This is a genomic window from Synechococcus sp. LTW-G, from assembly GCF_054459035.1.
On record NZ_JBTKYW010000009.1, the window covers coordinates 16,512 to 40,659 of the forward strand.

The following is a 24,148-nucleotide window of genomic DNA, read 5'->3' on the forward strand; positions in this document are numbered from 1 at the left end:
GCCATGGCTTGGTTGCCCCTCCTACTGGTTGTCCTGCTGAGCCTGCATCAATGGCTGTTTCAGCCCCTGCTGGTGCTCAGCGCTGCTGTGTTTGAACTCAGGCCGCTGCCTTGGCTGATCCTTGCTGGACTGGCCTGGCTACTCGCCGGCAACGGACCGACTGCGAAGCCTTAGCTCAGGCCCCAAACCGCGAGAGAAGCCAAAAAAAAGCCCCCGGCTGAGCCGGGGGCGCTTGGTCGTCCCTCAAGGGGTGCAAGTGTGCGGGTGATCGCTATGGATCAGCCGAACTTGCCAGAGGTGGAAGCGATCAAGAAGGCGGCGTAGGTCACGAAGTAGCCCACGGTGAAGTGAGCCAGACCAACCACACGGGCCTGAACGATCGAGAGAGCCACAGGCTTGTCGCGCCAGCCCACCAGGTTGGCGAGCGGGGTGCGCTGGTGAGCCCAGACGATGGTCTCGATCAGTTCCTGCCAGTAACCGCGCCAGGAGATCAGGAACATGAAGCCGGTGGCCCAGATCAGGTGACCGAACAGGAACATCCAGGCCCAGACGGCGAGGTTGTTCGTGCCGAACGGGTTGTAACCGTTGATCAGCTGAGAGGAATTGAGCCACAGGTAGTCGCGGAACCAGCCCATCAGGTAGGTGCTGGATTCGTTGAACTGAGCCACGTTGCCCTGCCAGATGGCGAGGTGCTTCCAGTGCCAGTAGAAGGTGAGCCAACCCACGGTGTTCAGGGCCCAGAAGACAGCCAGGTAGAAGGCGTCCCAGGCACTGATGTCGCAGGTACCGCCACGGCCGGGGCCGTCGCAGGGGAAGGAGTAGCCGAAGTCCTTCTTGTCGGGCATCAGCTTCGAGCCACGGGCATCCAGAGCACCCTTGACCAGGATCAGGGTGGTGGTGTGCAGACCCAGGGCGATGGCGTGGTGCACCAGGAAGTCACCAGGGCCGATCTGCAGGAACAGATCGTTGCCACCGTCGTTGATGGCGTTCATCCAACCGCCCATGTAGGCGGCGCTGGCATTGCTAGCGGCGCTAGCGCCATTGGAGAGGAGCACGTCGAAGCCATACATGGCCTTACCAGAGGCGGCCTGCACGAACTGTGCGAAGACGGGCTCAACCAGGATCTGCTTCTCGGGGGTACCGAAGGCAACAACGACGTCGTTGTGGACGTAGAGGCCCAGGGTGTGGAAGCCGAGGAACAGGGAGACCCAGCTCAGGTGGCTGATGATCGCTTCTTTGTGCTCGAGCATCCGAGCAAGAACGTTGTTCTTGTTGGCCTCGGGGTCGTAGTCACGGATGAAGAAGATCGCACCGTGAGCGAAGGCACCGCACATCAGGAAGATGGCGATGTACTGGTGGTGGGTATAGAGGGCAGCCTGCGTCGTGTAGTCCTTGGCGATAAACGCGTAGGACGGCATCGAATACATGTGCTGCGCCACCAGGCTGGTCACAACGCCCAGGGAAGCCAGGGCCAGACCGAGCTGGAAGTGGAGCGAGTTGTTGATGGTGTCGTAAAGACCCTTGTGGCCAGCGCCCAGGTCACCAGGGGTGCCGTTGGGGGGGTTGTGAGCCTCGAGGATCTCGCGGATCGAGTGACCGATACCGAAGTTGGTCCGGTACATGTGACCAGCGATCACGAACAGACAGCCAATCGCCAGATGGTGATGGGCAATGTCGGTCAGCCAGAGGGCCTCACTTTGGGGGTGGAAACCACCCAGGAAGGTGAGGATCGCGGTGCCAGCGCCTTCTGAGGTACCAAACACCTGATAGGCGGTGTCGGGATTCTGGGCGTAGACGCCCCAGTTACCAGTGAAGAAGGGAGCCAGGCCTGCCGGGTGAGGCAGCACGTTCAGGAAGTTGTCCCAACCCACGTGTTGACCACGGGATTCGGGAATGGCCACGTGAACCAGGTGACCGGCCCAAGCGATGGAGCTGAAGCCGAACAGCACCGCGAGGTGGTGGTTCAGGCGGGACTCAGCGTTCTTGAACCAGGCCAGGGAAGGCCGGAACTTGGGCTGAAGGTGGAGCCAGCCAGCGAACAGGGCCCAAGCCGACAGGATCATCATGAAGATGGAACCCTGGTACAGCTCGGCGTTGGTGCGCATGCCGATCGTGTACCACCAGTGGTACACGCCGGAGTACGCAATGTTCACCGGGGAGGAGGCGCCTGCCTGGGTGAAGGCAGTGATGGCGCCTTGGCCGAAGTGGGGATCCCAGATCGCGTGAGCGATGGGACGGACATGCAGAGGATCGGCGACCCACTGCTCGAAGTTGCCCTGCCAGGCGACGTGGAACAGGTTGCCCGAAACCCAGAGGCCGATGATCGCGAGGTGACCGAAATGGGTGGAGAAAAGCTTTTGGTAAAGCTTTTCCTCCGTCATTCCGTCATGGCTCTCGAAGTCGTGAGCCGTGGCGATCCCGTACCAAATACGACGGGTTGTCGGGTCCTGTGCCAGACCCTGGCTGAACGAAGGAAATTTCGTTGCCATTGGGAAAGGTCAGGAGAGGTCAGCCGACCGCAATGATGCGGGCCAGGAAGAACGACCAGGTGGTCGCGATGCCGCCCAGCAGATAGTGGGCAACACCAACGGCACGGCCCTGGGTGATGGAGAGCGCCCGCGGCTGAATGGCGGGAGCAACTTTCAGCTTGTTGTGAGCCCAGACGATGGACTCAATCAGCTCTTGCCAGTAGCCGCGGCCACTGAACAGGAACATCAAGCTGAACGCCCAAACGAAGTGGGCACCCAGGAACATCAGGCCATAGGCACTGGTGGCAGAGCCATAGCTGTTGATCACCTGTGCGGCCTGAGCCCACAGGAAGTCACGCAGCCAGCCATTGATGGTCAGTGCGCTATTGGCAAAGTTGCCATTGGTGATGTGGGAGACGGAGCCGTCAGCATTGACGGTGCCCCACACGTCGCTCTGCATCTTCCAGGAGAAGTGGAAGATCACGATCGACAGGGAGTTGTACATCCAGAACAGGCCAAGGAACACGTGGTCCCAAGCCGACACCTGGCAGGTACCGCCACGGCCGGGGCCGTCGCAGGGGAAGCGGAAACCGAGGTTCGCCTTGTCGGGAACCAGACGGCTGCTGCGGGCATAGAGCACACCCTTCAGCAGGATCAGCACCGTCACGTGAATCGTGAAGGCGTGGATGTGGTGGACCATGAAGTCGGCCGTCCCCAGGGGGATCGGACCGGCGGCCACCTTGCCGCCGACGGCAACCACGGAGCCGTTGAACACTTCGCTCACACCAGCGAGGGCGTTGGGAGCGGTGCTACCGGCTGCAGCAGCGTGCAGACCCTGGATCCACTGCGCGAAGACGGGCTTCAGAGCAATGGCGGAGTCACTGAACATGTCCTGGGGACGTCCCAGGGCACGCATGGTGTCGTTGTGGATGTAAAGGCCGAAGCTGTGGAAGCCGAGCCAGATGCACACCCAGTTCAGGTGGCTGATCAGGGCATCGCGAGCCTTGAGCACCCGGTCGAGCACGTTGTCCACATGCTTGGCGGGGTCGTAGTCGCGAATCATGGCGATGGCGGCGTGGGCGCCAGCACCAACGATCAGGAAGCCACCAATCCAGGTGTGGTGGGTGAAGATCGACAGCTGCGTGGGGTAGTCGATGCCGATGTAGGGATACGCAGGCATCGCGTACATGTGCTGAGCAACGATGATGCTCAGCGAGCCCAGCAGCGCCAGGTTCACAGCCAACTGGGCGTGCCAGCTGGTGGTCATGAACTCGTAAAGGCCGTCGTGGCCCTTGCTGGCGGGGAAGAGCAGGGGGTCGCCCTTCTGGCCCTCGAGGATCTCCTTGATGCTGTGGCCGATGCCCCAGTTGGTCCGGTACATGTGACCGGCAACGATGAAGAGCACGGCGATCGCCAGGTGGTGGTGAGCGATGTCGCTCATCCACATGCTGCCGGTCACAGGATTCAGACCACCTTTAAAGGTGAGGAAATCGCTGTAGGCCGCCCAGTTACCGGTGAAGAAGGCATTGATGCCAGCGCCGAAACCGGGGAACAGCTGAGCCAGCAGGTCCTGGTTAAAGAACTCGTGGGGCAGGGGGATGTCCGCCACGGTGGCGATGGTCTTGCCATTGAGCGACAGGGGGCTGCCGGCATCGATGGCGTCCATCAGCGCGGTGGTGGGCAGAGACACATGGATCAGGTGACCCGCCCAGGACAGGGAACCCAGACCAAGCAGACCGGCCAGATGGTGGTTGAGCATCGACTCAACGTTCTGGAACCACTCGAGCTTGGGAGCTGCCTTGTGGTAGTGGAAGACGCCCGCATTGAGCATCAAACCGGCCATCACCAGAGCACCGATGGCCAGGGCCATGAGCTGGGTTTCAGTGGTGATGCCCCAGGCCCGCCACACATGGAAGAGGCCTGAAGTGATCTGGATGCCGTGGAAGCCGGCACCCACATCGCCGTTAAGGATTTCTTGGCCAAAGACAGGCCAAACCACCTGCGCACTGGGTTTCACGTGCGTGGGGTCGGCGAGCCAGCCGGAGTAGTTGGAGAAGCGAGCACCGTGGAAGAAGGCGCCGCTCAGCCAAACAAAGATCACAGCCAGGTGACCGAAGTGGGCCGAAAAAATCTTCCGGCTGACCTCTTCGAGATCGCTGGTGTGGCTGTCGAAGTCGTGAGCGTTGGCGTGGAGGTTCCAAACCCAGGTTGTGGTTTTGGGACCTTTGGCAAGGCTGCGATCGAAATGGCCGGGCTTACCGAACAGTTCGAAGGTGGCCGGGTTGTTCACCCGGTCGACCTGGGCCTTCGCCGTTTTCCCACGCTCTGGTGGGCTGATGGTCATCGAGAGGTTCCTCGAGGGACGGGGTCGAGGTGGAGGTCCACCCTTCTGGGCTGATCCTTCGACGAAGCGAGGGATCTCCAGTGGAGCCACGGACGCAAGCCAAGAACTCGCGCCATGGGCGCCGGGCCAAGAAAACCCGCTTCGACCGAGGTCGAAACTGCTCTTCCTGACTGGCGCTTTGGGCCCCAATAAGGGGACCGCTGGCGGAAGTATAAAAGCGGAATCCAAGCCTCTCGGCCCAGCAGTTACAAAGGTTCAACCCGGAGTCGGACCAGTCAGGGACTGAGTTCTCGCGGGAGCAAAGAATCATCAAGTTTTCTCAGATTGCCCCCGTCTTGTTAAGCAAATAAGGCCATTTCCATAGCCCTATTTATCGAGAATCCGCTAGTCCTTCCGGTCAAATAGTCCGCAAACCTGCAGAATGTGTTCAGTCATTCGCCCAAACGAGTGGGGAGAGGCAAGCGCATGCGCCAGTCAGCACTAAAGGCCATCTCGGCCGTGGTGCTCTCGGTGTTGCTCATGGTCGCCAGTGGCTGCACATCCGGCACCAGCGCAAGAGGGAGCAGGTCAGAACCCTCTCCAGTCACCAGCTCCAAACCAAGTGGACAGCTGCAGGAAGTTGCCCCACCAGGAGCAGTGCAACAAGTCCGCGAAAGGTTGAACGACCTGGCGCCACAGATCGAGGTGTTGTCCCCTGCAAATGACAGCACTCTTCCGGCCGGCCCCTGGACGCTGAAGCTGAAGGTTCAGGACTGGCCCCTCTACGAAGACGAAACCAACGGACTGGGCCCCCACCTGGTCGTTCAACTCGACGATCAACCCCCCAGGCGCATCAGCAGCGAAGCCGAAGCCCAGGGACTCTCCATGCCGGAGCTCAGCCCTGGCAGCCATCGCCTGACGGTCTTCGCCGCCAGGCCCTGGGGGGAAGTGGTCAAAGCCCCAGGAGCCAGTCAGCAGTTACGCCTGCATCGGGTCGCCCGCAATCCGTCCCAACTGCCGGCTTCGGGCTCCCCGCAGCTGATTGCAGCCAGTCCCTCGGACCTGCAGCACAACGAGCCGGTCCTGATCGACTGGTTGTTGATCGACGCACCGCTGCAGCACCTGCGCGATGACGATGCCCGTTGGCGCCTGCGGGTCAGCGTGAACGGCGACAGCTTTCTGGTGGATCGGCAGACACCGCTCTGGCTCAAGGGCCTGAAGCGGGGCAGTAATGCGGTGCAACTGGAATTGCTGGACGGCCGGGGAGATCCCCTGAACCCACCCTTCAACAGCGTGGTGCGTGAGGTGGTCATCGACTCCAGCCTCAGGCCGAGCTGGCAACAGGCCACGCTGAGCGCTCAAGCCCTCGCGGCACTCAGTGGCACCCCGGAGCCAGAACCCGTCACGCCTCCAGCCGCCGAGATCCAGACCAAGGAACCCGAGACCGCACAACCTGAGGCTGTTCAACCTGAGGCTGCTCCAACTGAAGCGAGTGAACCGGAGCGCCCTAAGCCCCAGCCAGCTCCCCTGGAGGAGACACGCCCGGATCCCACCGAACTGCCAATGGCAGCTGAGGCGACACCCGCCCCAGCCGATCCCGAGCCCGAACCTGCTCCTGCGGAGCCCCCCTCGGCACCCGAAGAAGAACCGACGCCTCCTGCACCCACTGCGGTGGCACCCACGCCAGCACCAGTAACAACTGTGCCCGCAGAGCGCACAGCTCCGAGCAGTCGCCTGGGTGGATCGGCGCGGGATTTGGTCAGCAGTGACGGGTCCCTGATCGAAGCGCAGCCCAAGGGTCCCTTGGCCGGCCTGAAGGCGAAGCTGGGGGGATGAACGACAGCCTGATTTGGGGATTCAGCCTCAGCGCCAGCGGCCTCCCGCTGCTGCGACGCCTCCTGCAATCAGGTGAGATTGACCGTCTGGCCAGCCCGGCCGATGGAAACCACTGGGGGCCTGGGGAACTGCAGGCCCTGCTCGAGGCCAACTGGAGCACAAGTCGGGCCTTTGTGGCCGTCGGGGCCTGTGGGGCCGTCACCCGACTGATCGCGCCTCAGCTCGAGAGCAAGGCCAGCGACCCAGCGGTGGTCGTCCTGGATCCAAGCGGACGCTTTGCCATCCCCCTACTGGGAGGCCACGGGGCTGGTGGCGAGGCCCTGGCTCGGACCCTGGCGGCCCGATGCCAAGGGGAAGCCGTGATCACCGGTGCCGCCCATGGCGAGGGCCGGGTTGCCTTGGACAGCTTTGGTCAGGCCTGGGGCTGGAGACGCAACAACGGCCCCTGGGATGCGCTCATGAAGGCAGCCGCCCGCCGCGAGGCGCTGGAGGCCCAACACCTACAGGGCAATTCCCGCTGGCAAGAACTCCCCGGCCTGGCGCCAGGGGCCGAGGCCGCCACACAAAGGATTTCGGTCGGGATTGGGGCGGATTCGGGCTGCCGCTGGCACCCGCCCAGCGTCTGGCTGGGAATGGGCTGCGAGCGCAACACCAGCCTGAGCCTGCTGGAGCGCTGCTGCGACCAATTAATCGAGCACCACCGGATCGCACCGGAGGCGATCGCAGGCCTGGCCAGTGCCGATCGCAAAGCGGATGAGCCGGCTCTCTTGGCGCTGGCCAAACAGCGCGGCTGGCCCCTGCGCTGCTTCAGCGCTGAGCGCCTGGCACCGGTGGAGGTTCCCAACCCCTCGGCGGTGGTCGCGGCCGAACTGGGAACCGCCAGCGTGGCGGAGGCCTCGGCCCTTCTGGCGGCGGGCCCGGAGGCAACGCTGCTGGCCGAAAAGCAGATCAGCCGCGCCGAAGCAGGGGAACAGGGAGCGGCGACCGCAGCCCTGGCCCTGGCCGCCAGTCAATGGGCACCCCATCGCGGCCAGTTGCATCTGATCGGCAGTGGGCCAGGTCGGCTGGACCTCCTGACCCCGGACGCCAAAGCGGCCCTCAGCCAGAGCTGCGTTTGGGTCGGCTACGGGCTCTACCTGGATTTGCTTGAACCGCTGCGCCGCCCCGATCAACTGCGCAGTGACGGTCAGCTGACCCAAGAGCGAGAACGCTGCAGGGAGGCGCTGCGCCTGGCCTGCGAGGGACAGACCGTCTCCTTGGTCTCCTCGGGGGATAGCGGCATCTATGGGATGGCGGGACTGGCCCTGGAGCTCTGGCTCGAGCTCGATCCCCTGGACCGTCCTGGCTTCGAGGTCCATCCCGGAATCTCAGCCCTGCAGGTTGCCGCGGCCCGGGCCGGAGCACCGTTGATGCACGACTTCTGCACCATCAGCCTGAGCGACCGTCTGACCCCTTGGGAGGTCATCGAAAAACGCCTGGTGGCAGCGGCGGCAGGCGACTTTGTCGTCGCCCTCTACAACCCGCGCTCCAAGGGCAGGGATTGGCAGCTGGAGCGGGCCCAGCAGCTTCTGCTCGCCGGACGGCCTGCCAGCACGCCTGTGGTCCTCGCTCGCCAACTCGGGCGCCCCGAAGAGCAGGTGACCCTGCACGAACTCGGCGGTCTTCCGATCGAGCAGGTGGACATGCTCACCCTGGTGATGATCGGCAACAGCAGCAGTCGCGCCGAGGACGGCCGGATGGTCACCCCGAGGGGATATCCAGGCGCGGAGCTGCAATAAGAATCGGGATGACAGGATTCGAACCTGCGGCCCCTTCGTCCCGAACGAAGTGCGCTACCAAGCTGCGCTACATCCCGATGGGCGGAGTGTAGGAGATGGTGGACCAGTCGCTTCCTAGAGTCAGCCAGCCCTTTGGTGCCTTCGGCGCGCTCCTCATCCCTTGCTGAAACCCGACTGGCTGCGCGTCAAAGCTCCCCAGCGGGAACGGATTGGGGAAGTGGCCGATCTGCTGCTGGATCTCAAGCTCAACACCGTCTGCCAGGAGGCCAGCTGCCCGAACATCGGCGAGTGCTTCGCCGGGGGCACAGCCACCTTTTTGATCATGGGGCCGGGCTGCACCCGGGCCTGCCCCTACTGCGACATCGATTTCGATAAGAGCGTCCGCAGCCTCGATCCGACCGAGCCCGAGCGCCTGGGGGAGGCCACCGCGCGGCTGGGCCTGAAGCATGTGGTGATCACCTCGGTGAATCGCGACGACCTGAGCGATGGCGGAGCCAGCCAATTTGTGGCCTGCATCGAGGCGGTCCGCCAGCGCTCTCCCCAGACCACCATTGAGCTGCTGATCCCTGATTTCTGCGGGGACTGGGATGCCCTGGCCACGGTGATGGAGGCCGGCCCCGATGTGCTGAACCACAACATCGAGACGGTGCCCAGGCTCTACAAAAAAGCCAGACCCCAGGGGATCTACGAACGCTCGCTCGAGCTGCTGCTGCAGGTGCGGGAGCGCTGGCCAAAGGCCTACAGCAAGTCCGGCCTGATGGTCGGCCTTGGGGAAAGCGACGAGGAAGTGATCGAGACCCTGCTGGATCTCAGGGAACACCGGGTCGACATCGTCACGATCGGCCAGTACCTCTCCCCGGGGCCGAAGCACCTGCCGGTGGATCGGTTCGTCACCCCCGAGCAATTCGAGCGCTTCCGTCTCCACGGCGAGCAGGAGCTGGGCTTTCTCCAGGTGGTCAGCACTCCCCTGACCCGCAGCAGCTATCACGCCGGTGAGGTGCAGCGCCTGATGCAGCTGCACCCCCGCTAGGCCTGGCTTAAGCCTGGGGCTCCAGCAGAAATTCAGCTTCCAGAGCCTGGGCCTCAGGGCAGTCCCCAAGGGCATCCAGGCGCTGGTTCACCAGGCTCACGGGAGCATCCAGGCGGACACAGTGCTCGAGCAGGGCCAGGGTCATCTGGCGGGCAAAGAGCTGTTGAAAGGGTTGGGCGAACTCAGGAGGCATGGCTCCGTTGCGGTTGCCCAAACGCTATGGACGGTCTCGGATTGCAGCGGTCGGGCCAGCCGAACCAAGGGGTGGGGTGAGCCGACCCAGTGGTGCAGCAACCGAACCCGAAGGAGCGGAGAACCGGCGGCTCAGGCCGCCACCGCCTCCCGCTCCGCCAGGCCGACGTTGGCCTTCTCGCTGGGGGGAACCAGCACCTTGAAGCGCCCTTTCCAGCTGGACCAGTCGCCCAGGATCGTGGACGCCTTGCTGCTGCCGGTGGCCGCGAGATGGGCCTCGAGCAGAGGCTTGAGCATGGCCTCCTGCTCAGGGGTCGTGAGTTCACAGATCTCGACAATCTCAGGGTTGACGCGATCGCGCAGACCACCGTTCTCATCGAGGATGAAGGTGACGCCACCGGTCATGCCGGCGCCCACGTTGCGGCCCGTGCTGCCGAGCACCACGACCACACCACCGGTCATGTATTCGCAGCAGTGGTCGCCGGCGCCTTCCACCACGGTCTTGACGCCGCTGTTGCGCACAGCGAAACGCTCACCGGCACGGCCGAGGGCAAAGAGCTCACCACCGGTGGCGCCATAGAGGCAGGTGTTCCCCAGGATCACCTGGGCACCGGGATCATTGCCACCGGCAGGGGGAACAACGGTGATGCGACCACCGTTGATGCCTTTGCCGACGTAGTCGTTGGCCTCACCCACCAGGCGCACATTCATGCCCTGAACGGTGAATGCGCCAAAGCTCTGTCCCGCCGCACCCTCATAGGTGAGGTCGAGTTGTCCCTGGAAGCCGGTGTTGCCATGGCGAGCCGCGATCTCACCGCCCAAACGAGCACAGACGCTGCGATCGGTGTTGATGATCGGCAGGGTCCTGGCGAGCTGGCCGTGGTTCTCAATGGCCGCCAGCAGCTCGGCATCAGCCAGCAGCTGATCCTCAAGGATCACGCCGTTGCCATGGGCCGCCTCGGCGTGGCGCAACCAGGCGCGATCGGCAGCCTGGGGGATGGGATCCAGCAGGCAAGAGAGATCCAGGGCCTTGGTTTTCGCCAGCTGCACAGCGCGGGGCTTCAGCAGGTCCGAGCGACCAATCAGGTCCTCCAGACGGGCCACGCCCAGCACGCTCATCAGCTGACGCACTTCCTCAGCGACGAACAGGAAGAAGTTCACCACCTGCTCCGGCAGACCGGTGAAGCGCTTGCGCAGGGCCTCCTTCTGGGTGGCCACGCCGACCGGGCAGTTATTGGTGTGGCAAACGCGGGCCATGATGCAGCCCTCGGCGATCATCGCGATCGAACCGAAGCCGTATTCCTCAGCGCCCAGCAGGGCGGCGATGACCACGTCCCAGCCGGTCTTCAGGCCGCCATCGGCCCGCAGCAGCACGCGATCACGCAGGCCGTTCTCCAGCAGAGCCCGGTGAACCTCGGTCAGACCGAGTTCCCAGGGACCGCCGGCATGCTTGATCGAGCTCAGGGGCGAGGCACCGGTGCCGCCGTCATGGCCAGAGATCTGGATGACATCGGCATTGGCCTTGGCCACACCTGCCGCGATGGTGCCGATGCCGATCTCAGCCACCAGCTTGACGCTGACCTTGGCGGCGGGATGCACCTGGTGCAGGTCATGGATGAGCTGCGCCAGATCCTCGATGGAATAGATGTCGTGGTGAGGCGGCGGTGAGATCAAGGCCACCCCAGGCTTGCTGTTGCGCAACCAGGCGATGTAGGGATCGACCTTCGGACCGGGAAGCTGGCCGCCTTCACCGGGCTTGGCCCCTTGGGCCACCTTGATCTCGAGCTGCTTGCCGCTGCGCAGGTACTCGGGGGTCACGCCAAAGCGGCCCGAGGCGATCTGCTTGATCGCAGAGCAGGCGGTGTCCCCGTTTTTCAGACCCTTGATCGAGGGCAGGGTGGCGGAGAGGCCCTCCGCATTCACATCCCCCAGGACCTTGAAGCGAGCCGGGTCCTCGCCGCCCTCACCGCTGTTGCTCTTGCCGCCGATGCGGTTCATCGCGACGGCCAAGACTTCATGGGCTTCGCGCGAGAGCGCACCCAAGCTCATGCCGCCGGTGCAGAAGCGCTCACAGATGCTCTCGATGCTCTCGACCTGATCGAGGGGCAGCGGAGTGGCGGCGGGTTGCAGCTCCAGGAGGTCCCGCAGGGCCGTCACCGGACGGTTCTCCACCAGGGTTTTGTAGGTAGAGAAGTGGTCGTAGCCGGGCCCCTGCTTGATCGCCGCATGGAGAGCCTTGGTCATCTCCGGGCTGTTGAGGTGGTATTCCCCGCCGGTCCGGTACTGCACAAAGCCCATGAACTCGAGCTTGGTGCGGTTGAGTTCTGGGAACGCCTTGGCGTGGAAGGTCAGCGTCTCGCTGGCCAATTCCGCCAGGCTCAGGCCAGCCACGCGGCTGGTGGTGCCCTTGAAGGCCCGCTCGATCAGATCGGCACCGACACCGATCGCCTCGAAGATCTGGGCTCCGTGGTAGCTGGCCAGCAGGGAGATACCGATCTTGGAGAGGATCTTGCGTAGACCGTCTTCGAGGGCCTTGCGCACATTGGCCTGGACCTGATCGGGGGTCAGGGCGGGCAGCTTGCCCCGCTCAATCAATTTCTGCGTCTTGGGATGGGCCAGCCAATGGCGCGTGGTCTCCCAGGTGAGCCAGGGGCAAACAGCGCTGGCGCCGTAGCCGATCAGGCAAGCCAGGTGGTGGGTGCTCCAGCACTGGGCGGTCTCAGCCACCAGGGAGGTCTGCAGGCGCAGTCCCTGGTTCAGCAGGTGATGGTGCACCGCACCCACCGCCAGGAGCGGGGGGATATAGGACGTGGTCGCCGTGATTCCCCGGTCAGAGAGCACCAGGATTTGGTTGCCGCTGCGCACGGCGGCTTCAGCGTCGCTGCAGAGCTGGGTCAGTGCCGCCTCAAGGCCGACCGGTCCGCCGGTGATCGGCATCAGGGTCGAGAGCGTGCGGCTGGCAATGCCCTGCTGGGTGGCCGCCGCCAACTCGGCCTCATTAAGGATCGGGCTGTTGAGATGCAGAACCGCTGCCGCGGCGGCCTCGGGCTTGAGGGGAGAGCCCCGCTTGCCCAGATGCATCTCCAGGCTCATCACCAACTTCTCCCGCAGGGGGTCAATCGGCGGGTTGGTGACCTGGGCGAAGCGCTGCTTGAAGTAGTCGTACAGAAGGTGGGGCTTATCGGAGAGCACCGCCAAGGGGATGTCATCACCCATGCAGTAGGTGGGCTCCTTGGCCGCACCGGCCATGTCCTCGATCACCAGATCGAAGTCCTCGGCGGTGAAACCAAAGGCGGTTTGCTGCTGGAGCAGCTCCAGGTCAGCCAGCTGGCGCTCCTGGGTCCAGGGCTGGGCCGTCAGGGTGCGGCGGTGCTCCGCCAACCACTGGCCGTAGGGGTGACGCGCGGCCACCTCTTGCTTGACGTCCCAGTTATGGAGCAGGCGACCGTTCTCCAGATCAACGGCCAACATCTGGCCGGGGCCCAGGCGACCCTTTTCGATGATCCGGCTTTCCTCGAGCTCCACCACGCCGGTTTCCGAGCCCATCACCACAAAACCGTCGCTGGTGATGCAGTAGCGAGCCGGGCGCAGGCCATTGCGATCCAAGGTGGCGCCAACGCTGCGGCCATCGGCGAAGACCAGAAGCGCTGGGCCATCCCAGGGCTCCTGGGTGCAGGCCGAGTACTCATAGAAGGCCTGGACCGCTGGCTTGTCAGCCAGAGCCGGCTGATCGCGGAAGGCCTCCGGCACCAGGGTCAGCAGGCTCTCGGTGATCGGGCGACCACTGCGAACCAGCAGCTCGAGGGTGGCATCAAGGTTGGCCGAATCGCTGAAGGCGGAATTCACCACCGGCTTGAGGTCCGAAGCGGCATCGCCCCAAACCGCATCGAGATCAGCCTCGGCGGCGCGGGCCCAATTCAGGTTGCCCAGAAGGGTGTTGATCTCGCCGTTGTGGCCCAGGAGACGCATCGGCTGGGCCAGGGGCCAGCGGGGCAGCGTGTTGGTGCTGAAACGACGGTGATAAACCGCGAAACTGACCGCGAAGCGTTCATCTCGAAGGTCCCCGTAGTAGGCGGAGAGGACCTCCGAGCGGACCATGCCCTTGTAGACAACCGTCCGGCTGCTCAAGGACGCGAAGTAAAGGTCGCTTGGGACGGCACCCCAGACACTGCGCGCACGATCGCCGCAGCGGCGCCGCAGGCGGAACAGCAGGGCCTCGAGGGCGTCACCATCGCAATCGGCGGCGAGCAGCCACTGCTCAATCACTGGAGCCGTGCCGCGGGCCAGGGGACCTAAGACGCTGGGGTCCACGGGAACGCTGCGCCAGCCCAGGCTGCGCAGTCCCAGGGCCTGAGCTTCCTCGTCGCAAAAGGCCTTGGCTTGATCGCGCTTGCCCGCCTCGGCAGGCAGGAACACCATGCCCAAACCACGGGTTGCAGTTGAGGCTGCGGCAGCTTCAGGCCAAACCGCCTCGAGATAGGTCCAGGGGATGCCGCAGAGCACACCGGCGCCATCGCCGGAATCGCCATCGCCGCCGCAGCCTCCGCGGTGCTCCATGCAGTCCAGACCGCGCAGGGCCTGCTTCAGGACCCAGTGGCTGGTCTCACCTTTGAGGTTCGCCAGAAAACCAACGCCGCAGGCATCCTTCTCGCCGGCCACCTCTGCCGGGGCGGGGCTGTCGCAATGGGGCCAAACAGGACGAGAAGACAGCGGCATAGCCCAGCGACAACAGGTCTATCGGTAGTAACGAAGCAGCCGGGTCGACCGAACGGAAGGCGACGGATCGCCCTAAACCTCGGTCCCGCTGCGAGCTTCTGAATCTAAAAGCTGGACCACCTGCAACTCAAGCAAGTGCTGGCGGACCGCTCCAAGGTCGCTAGCGTTTCGAGACTGAGCGGGCTGCTTCATGGCTTTGATGCCCGTCCTGGCAGCCCTGCATCCCGGGATCCCGCTCATTCCACCGCCTCCGCCACCAGCCGAGGTGAGACCGATCCGGCAGGCGGAAGGGTCACTGATTCGCGCCAACGGACGGACGCAACCAGCCCGCTGGCGCATCGAACGGGGCGAGCTCTGGCTCACCCTCGAATTCCTGGAGAACCAGCTCGGCGTCCAGCGCTCCAGCGGAGAGCGGGGCATGCTGCAACTGGAATGGTTTGGCAGCGAAATCAGCCTTCCCGCCATGCGACAACAGAGCCTGGGGGATGAGGTCGCTGTTCCAGTCAGCGACCTGCTGCGCCGCGTCGGCGTGAGCTTTGAGCCCTTCGGGAAAAACGAACTGAGCCTGGAGCTCCCGGTTCGCCCCCTAGAAGCGATCCGCGCCAGGGACAACGGCATCAGCGGCCGGCGCGTGGTCCTTGACCTCAAGGCCCCGGCACTGGTGCGCAGCGATGACGGCCAACTGGCCATCAGTGCCGAAGGCAACCCAGAGCAACTACGGCAACTGGCAGGGCTGGGGCTGAAACCCCGTCAAGAGAACGGCTGGCTGCAGCTGGAGGCCAAAGGGGAACGCCTAACCCTGGGCCGGCCTTGGCGCCTGGTCCTCGACCTGCCCAGCGACACCGCACTCACCAGCCTCAATCGCCCGAGCGGCACCAGCCCCAACACCGCCCTTGCGAGCCTGCAGCGCCAGGGGCTCGCCCTCAATCGAACGGTGGACCGCATCGGCAACCGCCAGGTCCTGATCAACAGCGTCCAGCTCGATCCACGCCGAGTCCCGGTCGATCTGCGCCCGCTCAACCGAAGCAACGGGATGAAGGGCCTCAGCAGCCTCAGTCAGCTGGCCCGCAATGAATCGGCCCTGATCGCCATTAATGGCGGCTTTTTCAATCGCGTGAACCGGCTTCCCCTGGGGGCGCTGAAGGACAACGGCCAGTGGCTCTCAGGACCGATCCTGAATCGGGGGGCCGTGGGCTGGGGCGATGGTGAACTTCCCCAGTTCGATCGACTCAGGCTTCAGGAGAGCGTGCTCGATCCACGCCAACGGCGCTGGTCGCTGATCAGCCTGAACAGCGGCTACGTCCAGAAGGGACTGGCCCGCTACACCGAAGCCTGGGGTCCGCGCTATCAGCCGTTAACCGGCCAAGAACTGGGGTTCGTGCTCCGCAATGGCGTTGTGCAACAGCGCATCGAGGGCATTCCCCAACCCGGGGTCCCCTTGCGCGCCGGGGATGAACTGTTGGTGGCCCGCGGCGGGGTTCAGGTGGACTGGCAGCCGGGAGAACGCCTCGTGCTCAGCAGCCGATCGACTTCCGTCGTTGGGGACAAACCCTTTGTGGTCGGCGGTGGCCCGCTGCTGCTGCGCTCTGGACTGGTGGCCCTCAACGGCCAAGCGGAGGGATTCAGCCCTGGCTTCATCCGTCAGGGCGCCCCAAGAACCGTGATCGCCAGCGACGGACGTCAGCTGTGGCTGATCACCCTGCAGGGGGTCAATAACGCCGGGCCGACCTTGATGGAAACGGCATTACTCCTGAAACAGCGCGGCCTGAAGGAGGCGCTGAACCTCGATGGAGGCAGCTCCACCGGCCTGGTTCTGGCGGATGTCCAAACCGTGAAAGGACGGGGCATCGCTGGATCGGTCCACAACGGCATTGGCTTGATCCCCCGTGCACCGATGCCACGGCCCAACCGTCCGCCGGCGCGGCTGGCCTCCAGCCCGCCCTGACACACTGGGTCGACCCAGCCTTTTCTTTGCCATGCCCAAGGGCCAAGGCATGCAACTCACCGCAGCGGCTGCCGCAGAGCTCGGCCGCCAAGCGGCCGTCGCCGGCACCCCGGGGATGATGCACCTTGACCTGGTGGATGGCACCTGCGAGCGCTGGGTGATTCGCATTCGTCCGGGCCGTCTGGCCGGAGTTCCCGTGGCACGCGCCGACGGGATCACTCTGTTTGCCCCCGGCGACCAGGGCGAGCGACTCAACACCCTCGAGCTCGACTATCGAGGTGACCTCAGCGGGGGCGGATTCTTGATCCGCACCGGCCGAGAGCACCGCGTTTGCGCTTGTGGTGCGGCCTTTGGCCCCGCTGACGAACCCGTTCTGGGTGGCAGCACCTCGACAAAGTAATGTGGCGGATTGTCGAAACGGTCGGCTCTCCGACCTCGCTTCCGGCCCCTCGAAAACTCCCGGCCCTCGATGCCCACGATTCAGCAGCTGATCCGCAGTGAGCGGACGCGCCTTACCCGCAAGACCAAGTCGCCCGCACTGCGCTCCTGCCCTGAGCGCCGTGGTGTCTGCACCCGCGTGTACACCTCAACCCCGAAGAAGCCGAACTCGGCTCTGCGGAAGGTGGCCCGTGTGCGCCTGACCTCCGGCTTTGAGGTGACCGCCTATATCCCCGGTATCGGCCACAACCTGCAGGAACACTCCGTGGTGATGATCCGCGGCGGTCGTGTGAAGGACCTGCCCGGTGTCCGCTACCACATCATTCGCGGCACCCTCGACACCGCGGGTGTGAAGGACCGTCGTCAGTCCCGCTCCAAGTACGGCGCCAAAACCCCCAAGGATTGATTTCCTTTCGACGTTCGTTTCTGACTTCCTCCCCTTAGCTCTATGTCACGCCGCAACGCCGCCGAGAAGCGCCCGGTTCTTCCCGATCCCCAGTTCAACAGCCGTCTGGCAACCATGATGGTTGCCCGTCTGATGAAGCACGGCAAGAAGTCCACCGCTCAGCGGATTCTTTCCGACGCCTTCACGCTGATCAACGAGCGGACCGGCAGTGACGCCCTCGAGCTGTTCGAAACCGCGGTGAAGAACGCCACTCCCCTAGTGGAAGTGCGTGCCCGCCGCGTCGGTGGTGCCACCTACCAGGTGCCCATGGAAGTCCGTCAGGAGCGTGGCACCGCCATGGCCCTGCGCTGGCTCGTGAATTTCTCGCGCGCCCGCAACGGCCGGAGCATGGCCCAGAAGCTGGCCGGCGAACTGATGGATGCCGCCAACGAAGCTGGCAGCGCCGTTCGCAAGCGCGAAGAGACCCACAAGATGGCCGAGGCCAACAAGGCCTTCGCTCACTACCGCTACTAAGCGGAACTGCGGCATCTCAGGTCGGATGTGACCGACTTGTAGAGTGACGCCCGCTTTTTTGTCGATTCCACCCTCCGGAGACCTGCCCCGTGGCTCGCGCTATTCCCCTGGAACGCGTCAGAAATATTGGTATTGCGGCACACATTGATGCCGGTAAAACCACCACCACTGAACGAATCCTGTTTTATTCAGGTGTGGTGCACAAGATCGGTGAGGTGCATGACGGCGCCGCCGTGACCGACTGGATGGCCCAGGAGCGCGAGCGGGGCATCACCATCACTGCTGCGGCGATCTCCACCAGCTGGAACGATCACCGCATCAACATCATTGATACCCCCGGCCACGTGGACTTCACCATTGAGGTGGAGCGCTCCATGCGTGTGCTCGATGGCGTGATCGCCGTCTTCTGCGCCGTCGGTGGTGTTCAGCCCCAGTCGGAAACCGTCTGGCGTCAAGCGGACCGCTACAGCGTTCCGCGCATGGTGTTCGTCAACAAGATGGACCGCACCGGCGCTGACTTCCTCAAGGTGCACGGTCAAATCAAGGACCGCCTGAAGGCCAACGCCGTTCCGATTCAGCTGCCCATCGGCGCTGAGGGTGAACTGAGCGGGATTATCGACCTGGTCAAGAACCGCGCCTTCATCTACAAGGACGACCTCGGCAAAGACATCGAAGAGACCGATGTCCCTGCGGACATGAAGGATCTCGTCGATGAGTGGCGCGCCACTCTGATGGAGACCATCGCTGAAACCGATGAAGCGCTGATCGAGAAGTTCCTCGAGGAAGGCGAGCTGAGCGAGGCAGAACTGGCCAAGGGCATCCGCGAGGGCGTGCTGAAGCACGGCCTGGTGCCAATGCTCTGCGGCTCCGCCTTCAAGAACAAGGGCGTTCAGCTGCTGCTGGATGCCGTGGTGGACTACATGCCCGCCCCGGTGGATGTGCCCCCGATCCAGGGTCTTCTGGCTGATGGCAGCGAAGCGGTGCGTCCCGCCGACGACAACGCCCCCTTCAGCGCACTGGCCTTCAAGGTCATGGCTGACCCCTTCGGCAAGCTCACCTTTGTGCGCATCTACTCGGGTGTGCTCCAGAAGGGCAGCTACGTGCTGAACTCCACCAAGGACAAGAAAGAGCGCATCTCTCGCTTGATCGTCCTCAAGGCCGACGACCGTGAGGAAGTGGACGAACTCCGCGCCGGTGATCTCGGCGCCGTTCTGGGTCTTAAGGACACCACCACCGGCGACACCCTCTGTGTCGACTCCGATCCGATCATCCTGGAATCGCTCTACATCCCCGAGCCCGTGATCTCGGTGGCTGTCGAGCCCAAGACCAAGGGCGACATGGAGAAACTCTCCAAAGCCCTGCAGTCCCTCTCCGAAGAGGACCCGACCTTCCGGGTTCGCACGGATGCAGAGACCGGCCAAACCGTGATCGCCGGCATGGGCGAACTCCACCTGGAGATCCTGGTGGACCGCATGCTGCGCGAATTCAAGGTGGAGGCCAACATCGGTGCTCCTCAGGTGTCCTATCGCGAAACCATTCGCGCCAGCGCCAAGGGCGAGGGCAAATTTGCCCGTCAAACCGGTGGTAAGGGCCAGTACGGCCACGTGGTGATCGAAATGGAGCCCGGCGAGCCGGGTTCCGGGTTCGAGTTCGTCAACAAGATTGTTGGCGGCGTCGTGCCCAAGGAGTACATCGGTCCGGCTGAAGCCGGCATGAAGGAAACCTGCCAGTCCGGTGTGATTGCAGGATTCCCGATGATCGATGTGAAGGTCACCATGGTCGACGGGTCGTACCATGACGTCGACTCCTCGGAGATGGCGTTCAAGATCGCCGGCTCCATGGCCTTCAAAGACGGCGTCAAGAAGTGCAATCCCGTACTTCTTGAGCCCATGATGAAGGTCGAAGTTGAGGTTCCTGAGGACTTCCTCGGAAGCGTCATCGGTGACCTCTCATCGCGCCGCGGTCAGGTCGAAGGACAGTCCATCGACAATGGTCAGTCCAAAGTCCAGTCCAAGGTGCCGCTGGCCGAGATGTTCGGCTACGCCACCCAGCTCCGATCCATGACCCAGGGTCGGGGTATCTTCTCGATGGAATTCAGCCATTACGAGGAAATTCCTCGCAACGTGGCAGAAGCCATCATCTCCAAGAATCAGGGCAATTCCTGATCTTTTCCCTACCCATTTACCCCCCGATTCTTTTTCATCATGGCTCGCGAGAAGTTCGAAAGGAATAAGCCCCACGTCAACATCGGCACCATCGGCCACGTTGACCACGGCAAGACCACCCTCACCGCCGCCATCACCAACGTGCTGGCCAAGAAGGGTCAGGCCAAAGTTCAGAACTACGCCGACATCGACGGTGCTCCCGAAGAGCGTGAGCGCGGTATCACCATCAACACCGCCCACGTTGAGTACGAGACCGCCGGTCGTCACTACGCCCACGTGGACTGCCCCGGTCACGCGGACTACGTGAAGAACATGATCACCGGTGCTGCCCAGATGGACGGCGCCATCCTGGTCTGTGCCGCCACCGACGGCCCCATGGCCCAAACCAAGGAGCACATCCTCCTGGCCAAGCAGGTGGGCGTTCCCGCACTGGTGGTTGCACTGAACAAGTGCGACATGGTCGACGACGAGGAAATCCTCGAGCTCGTCGAGATGGAAATCCGTGAGCTGCTCAGCAGCTACGACTTCCCCGGCGACGACATCCCCGTCATCAAGGTCTCCGGCCTCAAGGCAATCGAAGGCGACGCTGAGTGGGAAGCCAAGATCGACGAGCTGATGGACGCCGTTGACAGCGCCATCCCCGAGCCCGAGCGTGAGGTCGACAAGCCCTTCCTGATGGCTGTCGAAGACGTCTTCTCCATCACCGGTCGCGGCACCGTGGCCACCGGCCGCATCGAGCGTGGTGTGGTCAAGGTGGGCGAGGAAATCGAGATTGTGGGTATCAAGGACACCCGCAAGACCACCGTCACCGGTGTGGAGATGTTCCGTAAGCTCCTCGACGAGGGCATGGCTGGCGACAACGTGGGTCTGCTGCTGCGCGGCATCCAGAAGGAAGACATCGAGCGCGGCATGGTGCTCGTGAAGCCCGGCTCCATCACCCCTCACACCAAGTTCGAGGGTGAGGTCTACGTGCTGAAGAAGGAAGAAGGCGGCCGCCACACCCCCTTCTTTGCTGGCTATCGCCCGCAGTTCTACATCCGTACGACCGACGTGACCGGTCAAATCACCGCTTTCACCGCCGACGACGGCTCCAACGTGGAAATGGTGATGCCCGGTGACCGCATCAAGATGACCGGCGAGCTGATCTGCCCCGTCGCCATCGAGCAAGGCATGCGCTTCGCTATCCGTGAAGGCGGCCGCACCATCGGTGCTGGCGTGGTCTCCAAGATCATCGCCTGATCTAGGGTTGAGGGGTGGAGCTAGTCTCCACCCCTCTCTCACGCACCTCGACAATCCAGCTGCTTTGGGTTTGTTCCGGTTCCCGGCACCCAGCGCTTCCCTTCCTGTGCCTTGTCCCGCAAGGATCAAGCCAGAACCGTTGAACGCTTAACGACGTCAGACACTCCATGTCCACCGCTATTGCCCAGCAGAAGATCCGCATCCGCCTGAAGGCGTTTGACCGCCGCATGCTGGATCTGTCCTGCGAAAAAATCATCGAAACGGCTGATCACACCGCTGCAACTGCGATCGGTCCGATTCCCCTGCCCACCAAGCGCAAGATCTATTGCGTGCTGCGCTCGCCCCACGTGGATAAGGATTCCCGTGAGCACTTCGAGACCCGCACCCACCGCCGGATTATCGATATCTACAGCCCCTCGGCGAAGACCATCGACGCTCTGATGAAGCTCGACCTGCCCAGCGGCGTCGACATCGAAGTCAAGCTCTGATTCCTCGCTTTGCAGCTGGATCCCCAAAACCCGCCTCAGGGCGGGTTTTTTTGTGTGTTCGATCCACACGAGAGCGAATCATCACTGCCTAGGATTCGCCCTCCTCAGGCAGAAGTGCAACGACGTGACGCAACTGGCCGTGAGAGAACTACCGCTGTTCCCGCTGCCGGATGTGGTGCTCTTCCCCCAGGAAGTGCTGCCATTGCACATCTTTGAGCCGCGCTACCGCATGATGCTGCGCACGGTTCTGGAGAGTGACCGGCGCTTTGGGGTGGTCCGCTGGGACCCCCAGGAAGGCACGATGGCCAGCGTGGGCTGTTGCGCTGAGATCCTGCAGTGCCAAACCCAGGACGACGACCGCAGCTACATCGTCACGATGGGACAGCAGCGCTTCAGGTTGCTGGAGGTGGTGCGCGAAGCCCCCTTCAAGGTCGGCCTGGTGAGCTGGATTGAGGACGAGCAGCCCGAGGACCACAGCGGGCTTCAGGAACTCTCCGGAGAGGTCAGCAGTGCCCTCAAGGACGTGGTGGAACTGACCGGCAAGCTGATGGGAAAACCCACCAGCCTCCCCAGCGACCTTCCTGACCTGCCCAGGGAGCTCTCCTATTGGATCGGCTCGCACCTGGGTGGTCCCGTGGCTGATCAACAGCAGGCCCTGCTGGAGATCACGAACACCGAAGAGCGGCTGCGTCAGGAATTCGAACTGCTGGATGAGACCCGGCGCCAGCTGGCCGCTCGAACGGTCCTGGAGTCGACCCTGCGCGACCTGAAGGCGGGCGAAAGCGAGGAGGACTGAGATGCTCACTCCTGCCGTTTTGGCGCTGCTCAGCCCCTGGGCGAGCGGCCTGATGCTGGCGGCTGCCGTGGCGGCGGTCCTGTTACTCATTGGCCTGGCGATTTGGTCAGCGCGCGATCGCGCCTTCGAGAGCACCGCCAGCGTGGCCGAGGCCTACGACCGCTGGACCGACGACCAACTGCTGGAGCGGCTTTGGGGCGACCACGTCCACCTCGGGCATTACGGCTCGCCCCCACAAGCCCGGGACTTTCGGGCCGCCAAGGCTGACTTTGTCCACGAACTGGCGCGTTGGAGCGGGCTGGATCAGCTGCCCCGGGGCAGCACCGTCCTGGATGTCGGCTGCGGCATCGGTGGCAGTGCCCGAATCCTGGCCCGCGACTACGGCCTGAACGTGCTCGGCATCAGCATCAGCCCAGGCCAAATTCAACGGGCGCAGGAGCTCACCCCCGCGGGCCTGAGCTGCCGCTTCGCGGTGATGGACGCCCTGGATCTTCAGCTGGAGAACAGCAGCTTTGATGCCGTCTGGAGCGTGGAAGCAGGCCCTCACATGCCTGATAAGCAGCGCTACGCCGATGAACTGCTGCGGGTGCTCAAACCCGGTGGTCTGTTGGCCGTGGCCGACTGGAACCGCCGCGATCCCGAGGTCAAACCCCTCAACCGCAAGGAGCGCTGGGTGATGCACCAGCTCCTGGTGCAGTGGGCCCACCCGGAATTCGCCAGCATCCCGGGTTTCCGCCGCAACCTCGAGCAAAGCCCCTGGAGCAGCGGCGCCCTCGTGGAGACCGGCGATTGGAGTCGCGAGACCCTGCCCTCCTGGATTGAATCCATCCTCGAAGGGGTGCGCAGGCCCAAAGCAGTCCTGGGCCTGGGTCCGAAGGCTGTGCTGATGGGGCTGCGTGAGTCACCCACCCTGCTGCTGATGCATTGGGGCTTCGCCACCGGAATGATGCAGTTCGGTGTCTTCCGAACCCGCAAACCGGCGGCCTAGAGCTGGGTCATCGGATAGGCCCCAAACACCGCCAGGTGCTCGCATAGGGGCTTGAGCTCCTCCATGGCCTGTTGCAGCGGTTCGGGTCCGCTAGGCAGTTCCAGGTCCACAAAAAAGATGTACTCGCCCATCTCCCGCTTGGAGGGGCGGGACTCAATGCGGCTCATGTTCAGGTCCCGATGAGCAAAGCAAGCCAGGGCCTTGAGCAGAGCACCGGGTTGGTTCGCCTGGAGTGAGAAGGCCAAGCTGGCCAGCTCGCCATGCCAGTTGCGCTCGCCCTGACGGAGCAGCAAAAAGCGGGTGCAGTTGCCCGCCACATCATTAATGGGATAGGCCAACTCCTTGAGGCCGTGCTCCTTGGCGGCCTGCTGGGAAGCGATGGCTGCACGGAAGTGACTGCCGGCAACCATGCGGGCCGCCTCTGCGGTCGAGCTCGTGGGCAGCTGCAGGGCATTGGGCAGGTTGGTGCTCAGCCAGAGGCTGCACTGCGCCAGGGCCTGGGGATGGGAGAGGACTTCGCTGACCCCCTCCACGCTGCCGCTGCCGACCAGGGCATGGCGAATCGGCAACACCACCGCCCGGGAAATCTCCAGTTCTGGGTGCTCCCAGAGCGCATCCAAACAGGCCGTGACACCGCCCTCGACGGAGTTCTCGACGGGAACCACCGCGGCATCCACCCGACCGGCGGCGAGGGCCTGAATCACCGCACGAATTCCTGTCTGGGGCAGCAGTTCAGGCGCCTCCCACTGCTCGAGCTTGGCGAAGGCCTGGGCCGCCTGCTCCCCATAGGTGCCCACCGGACCAAGAAAAGCAATGCGCATGGGGCT

The 24,148-nt window shown here is 63.7% G+C and carries 18 protein-coding genes and 1 tRNA gene; 13 read left to right on the forward strand and 6 right to left on the reverse strand.

The annotated features are described in order from the left end of the window. Window positions 1–3: 3 nt before the first annotated feature. Window positions 4–174 (forward strand): hypothetical protein, encoded by a 171-nt coding sequence (locus ACXIQ9_RS11620; RefSeq protein ID WP_010314664.1) that lies wholly within the window; start codon window positions 4–6, stop codon window positions 172–174. A gap of 104 nt (window positions 175–278) precedes the next feature. On the opposite strand, the gene psaB is transcribed toward ACXIQ9_RS11620, so the two are convergent. After that, entirely contained in the window at window positions 279–2,489 is a 2,211-nt protein-coding gene (gene psaB, locus ACXIQ9_RS11625; RefSeq protein ID WP_247476245.1) for a photosystem I core protein PsaB, read from the reverse strand. A 19-nt stretch (window positions 2,490–2,508) separates the two neighbouring features. Beyond that, entirely contained in the window at window positions 2,509–4,812 is a 2,304-nt protein-coding gene (gene psaA, locus ACXIQ9_RS11630) for a photosystem I core protein PsaA (protein ID WP_247476247.1), read from the reverse strand. A gap of 684 nt (window positions 4,813–5,496) precedes the next feature. Between psaA and ACXIQ9_RS11635 the strand changes: the two genes are divergently transcribed. Then, on the forward strand, window positions 5,497–6,627 hold the full coding sequence (locus ACXIQ9_RS11635) for a hypothetical protein (protein ID WP_459016737.1): 1,131 nt from the start codon (window positions 5,497–5,499) through the stop codon (window positions 6,625–6,627). Then, window positions 6,624–8,405 carry a precorrin-3B C(17)-methyltransferase gene (gene cobJ / locus ACXIQ9_RS11640; RefSeq protein ID WP_459016738.1) on the forward strand — a complete coding sequence of 594 codons (1,782 nt, stop codon included), beginning with the start codon at window positions 6,624–6,626 and terminating at the stop codon, window positions 8,403–8,405. The genes ACXIQ9_RS11635 and cobJ overlap by 4 nt, the downstream gene beginning before the upstream one ends. A gap of 3 nt (window positions 8,406–8,408) precedes the next feature. Here the strand turns inward: cobJ and ACXIQ9_RS11645 are convergent. After that, window positions 8,409–8,482: transfer RNA gene (locus ACXIQ9_RS11645), tRNA-Pro, on the reverse strand. Window positions 8,483–8,565: 83 nt separating this feature from the next. Between ACXIQ9_RS11645 and lipA the strand changes: the two genes are divergently transcribed. Further along, the gene (gene lipA, locus ACXIQ9_RS11650; protein WP_296416224.1) at window positions 8,566–9,435 is read left to right on the forward strand and encodes a lipoyl synthase; all 870 of its coding nucleotides are present in this window, start codon (window positions 8,566–8,568) and stop codon (window positions 9,433–9,435) included. A 7-nt stretch (window positions 9,436–9,442) separates the two neighbouring features. Here lipA and ACXIQ9_RS11655 read toward each other — a convergent pair whose 3' ends face one another. Next, complete coding sequence (locus tag ACXIQ9_RS11655) at window positions 9,443–9,628, reverse strand: hypothetical protein (RefSeq protein ID WP_043705403.1); 186 nt, start codon at window positions 9,626–9,628, stop codon at window positions 9,443–9,445. A 131-nt stretch (window positions 9,629–9,759) separates the two neighbouring features. Continuing rightward, a complete protein-coding gene (gene gltB / locus ACXIQ9_RS11660) occupies window positions 9,760–14,343 on the reverse strand; it encodes a glutamate synthase large subunit (RefSeq protein WP_459016739.1) in 4,584 nt (1,527 codons plus the stop codon). A gap of 199 nt (window positions 14,344–14,542) precedes the next feature. Between gltB and ACXIQ9_RS11665 the strand changes: the two genes are divergently transcribed. From ACXIQ9_RS11665 to ACXIQ9_RS11705, 9 genes are all read left to right on the forward strand, one after another. Further along, window positions 14,543–16,288: a phosphodiester glycosidase family protein gene (locus tag ACXIQ9_RS11665; RefSeq protein WP_459016740.1), complete on the forward strand. Its 1,746-nt coding sequence runs from the start codon at window positions 14,543–14,545 to the stop codon at window positions 16,286–16,288. A 31-nt stretch (window positions 16,289–16,319) separates the two neighbouring features. Next, window positions 16,320–16,688 carry an AIR synthase gene (locus tag ACXIQ9_RS11670; RefSeq protein WP_296418528.1) on the forward strand — a complete coding sequence of 123 codons (369 nt, stop codon included), beginning with the start codon at window positions 16,320–16,322 and terminating at the stop codon, window positions 16,686–16,688. 69 nt (window positions 16,689–16,757) lie between these two features. After that, window positions 16,758–17,132 carry a 30S ribosomal protein S12 gene (gene rpsL, locus ACXIQ9_RS11675; RefSeq protein WP_010314630.1) on the forward strand — a complete coding sequence of 125 codons (375 nt, stop codon included), beginning with the start codon at window positions 16,758–16,760 and terminating at the stop codon, window positions 17,130–17,132. Between the two features lie 42 nt (window positions 17,133–17,174). After that, window positions 17,175–17,645 carry a 30S ribosomal protein S7 gene (rpsG, locus tag ACXIQ9_RS11680; protein WP_010314628.1) on the forward strand — a complete coding sequence of 157 codons (471 nt, stop codon included), beginning with the start codon at window positions 17,175–17,177 and terminating at the stop codon, window positions 17,643–17,645. Window positions 17,646–17,734: 89 nt separating this feature from the next. Continuing rightward, window positions 17,735–19,810: an elongation factor G gene (fusA, locus tag ACXIQ9_RS11685; RefSeq protein WP_459016741.1), complete on the forward strand. Its 2,076-nt coding sequence runs from the start codon at window positions 17,735–17,737 to the stop codon at window positions 19,808–19,810. Between the two features lie 39 nt (window positions 19,811–19,849). Continuing rightward, complete coding sequence (tuf, locus tag ACXIQ9_RS11690; RefSeq protein ID WP_459016742.1) at window positions 19,850–21,049, forward strand: elongation factor Tu; 1,200 nt, start codon at window positions 19,850–19,852, stop codon at window positions 21,047–21,049. Between the two features lie 167 nt (window positions 21,050–21,216). Beyond that, complete coding sequence (gene rpsJ / locus ACXIQ9_RS11695) at window positions 21,217–21,537, forward strand: 30S ribosomal protein S10 (protein WP_006910513.1); 321 nt, start codon at window positions 21,217–21,219, stop codon at window positions 21,535–21,537. A gap of 124 nt (window positions 21,538–21,661) precedes the next feature. Beyond that, complete coding sequence (locus tag ACXIQ9_RS11700; protein ID WP_010314619.1) at window positions 21,662–22,333, forward strand: LON peptidase substrate-binding domain-containing protein; 672 nt, start codon at window positions 21,662–21,664, stop codon at window positions 22,331–22,333. 1 nt (window position 22,334) lies between these two features. Then, complete coding sequence (locus ACXIQ9_RS11705; protein ID WP_459016743.1) at window positions 22,335–23,321, forward strand: methyltransferase domain-containing protein; 987 nt, start codon at window positions 22,335–22,337, stop codon at window positions 23,319–23,321. Here the strand turns inward: ACXIQ9_RS11705 and pheA are convergent. Continuing rightward, on the reverse strand, window positions 23,318–24,142 hold the full coding sequence (pheA, locus tag ACXIQ9_RS11710) for a prephenate dehydratase (protein ID WP_010314614.1): 825 nt from the start codon (window positions 24,140–24,142) through the stop codon (window positions 23,318–23,320). The genes ACXIQ9_RS11705 and pheA overlap by 4 nt on opposite strands. Between the last annotated feature and the right edge of the window lie 6 nt (window positions 24,143–24,148).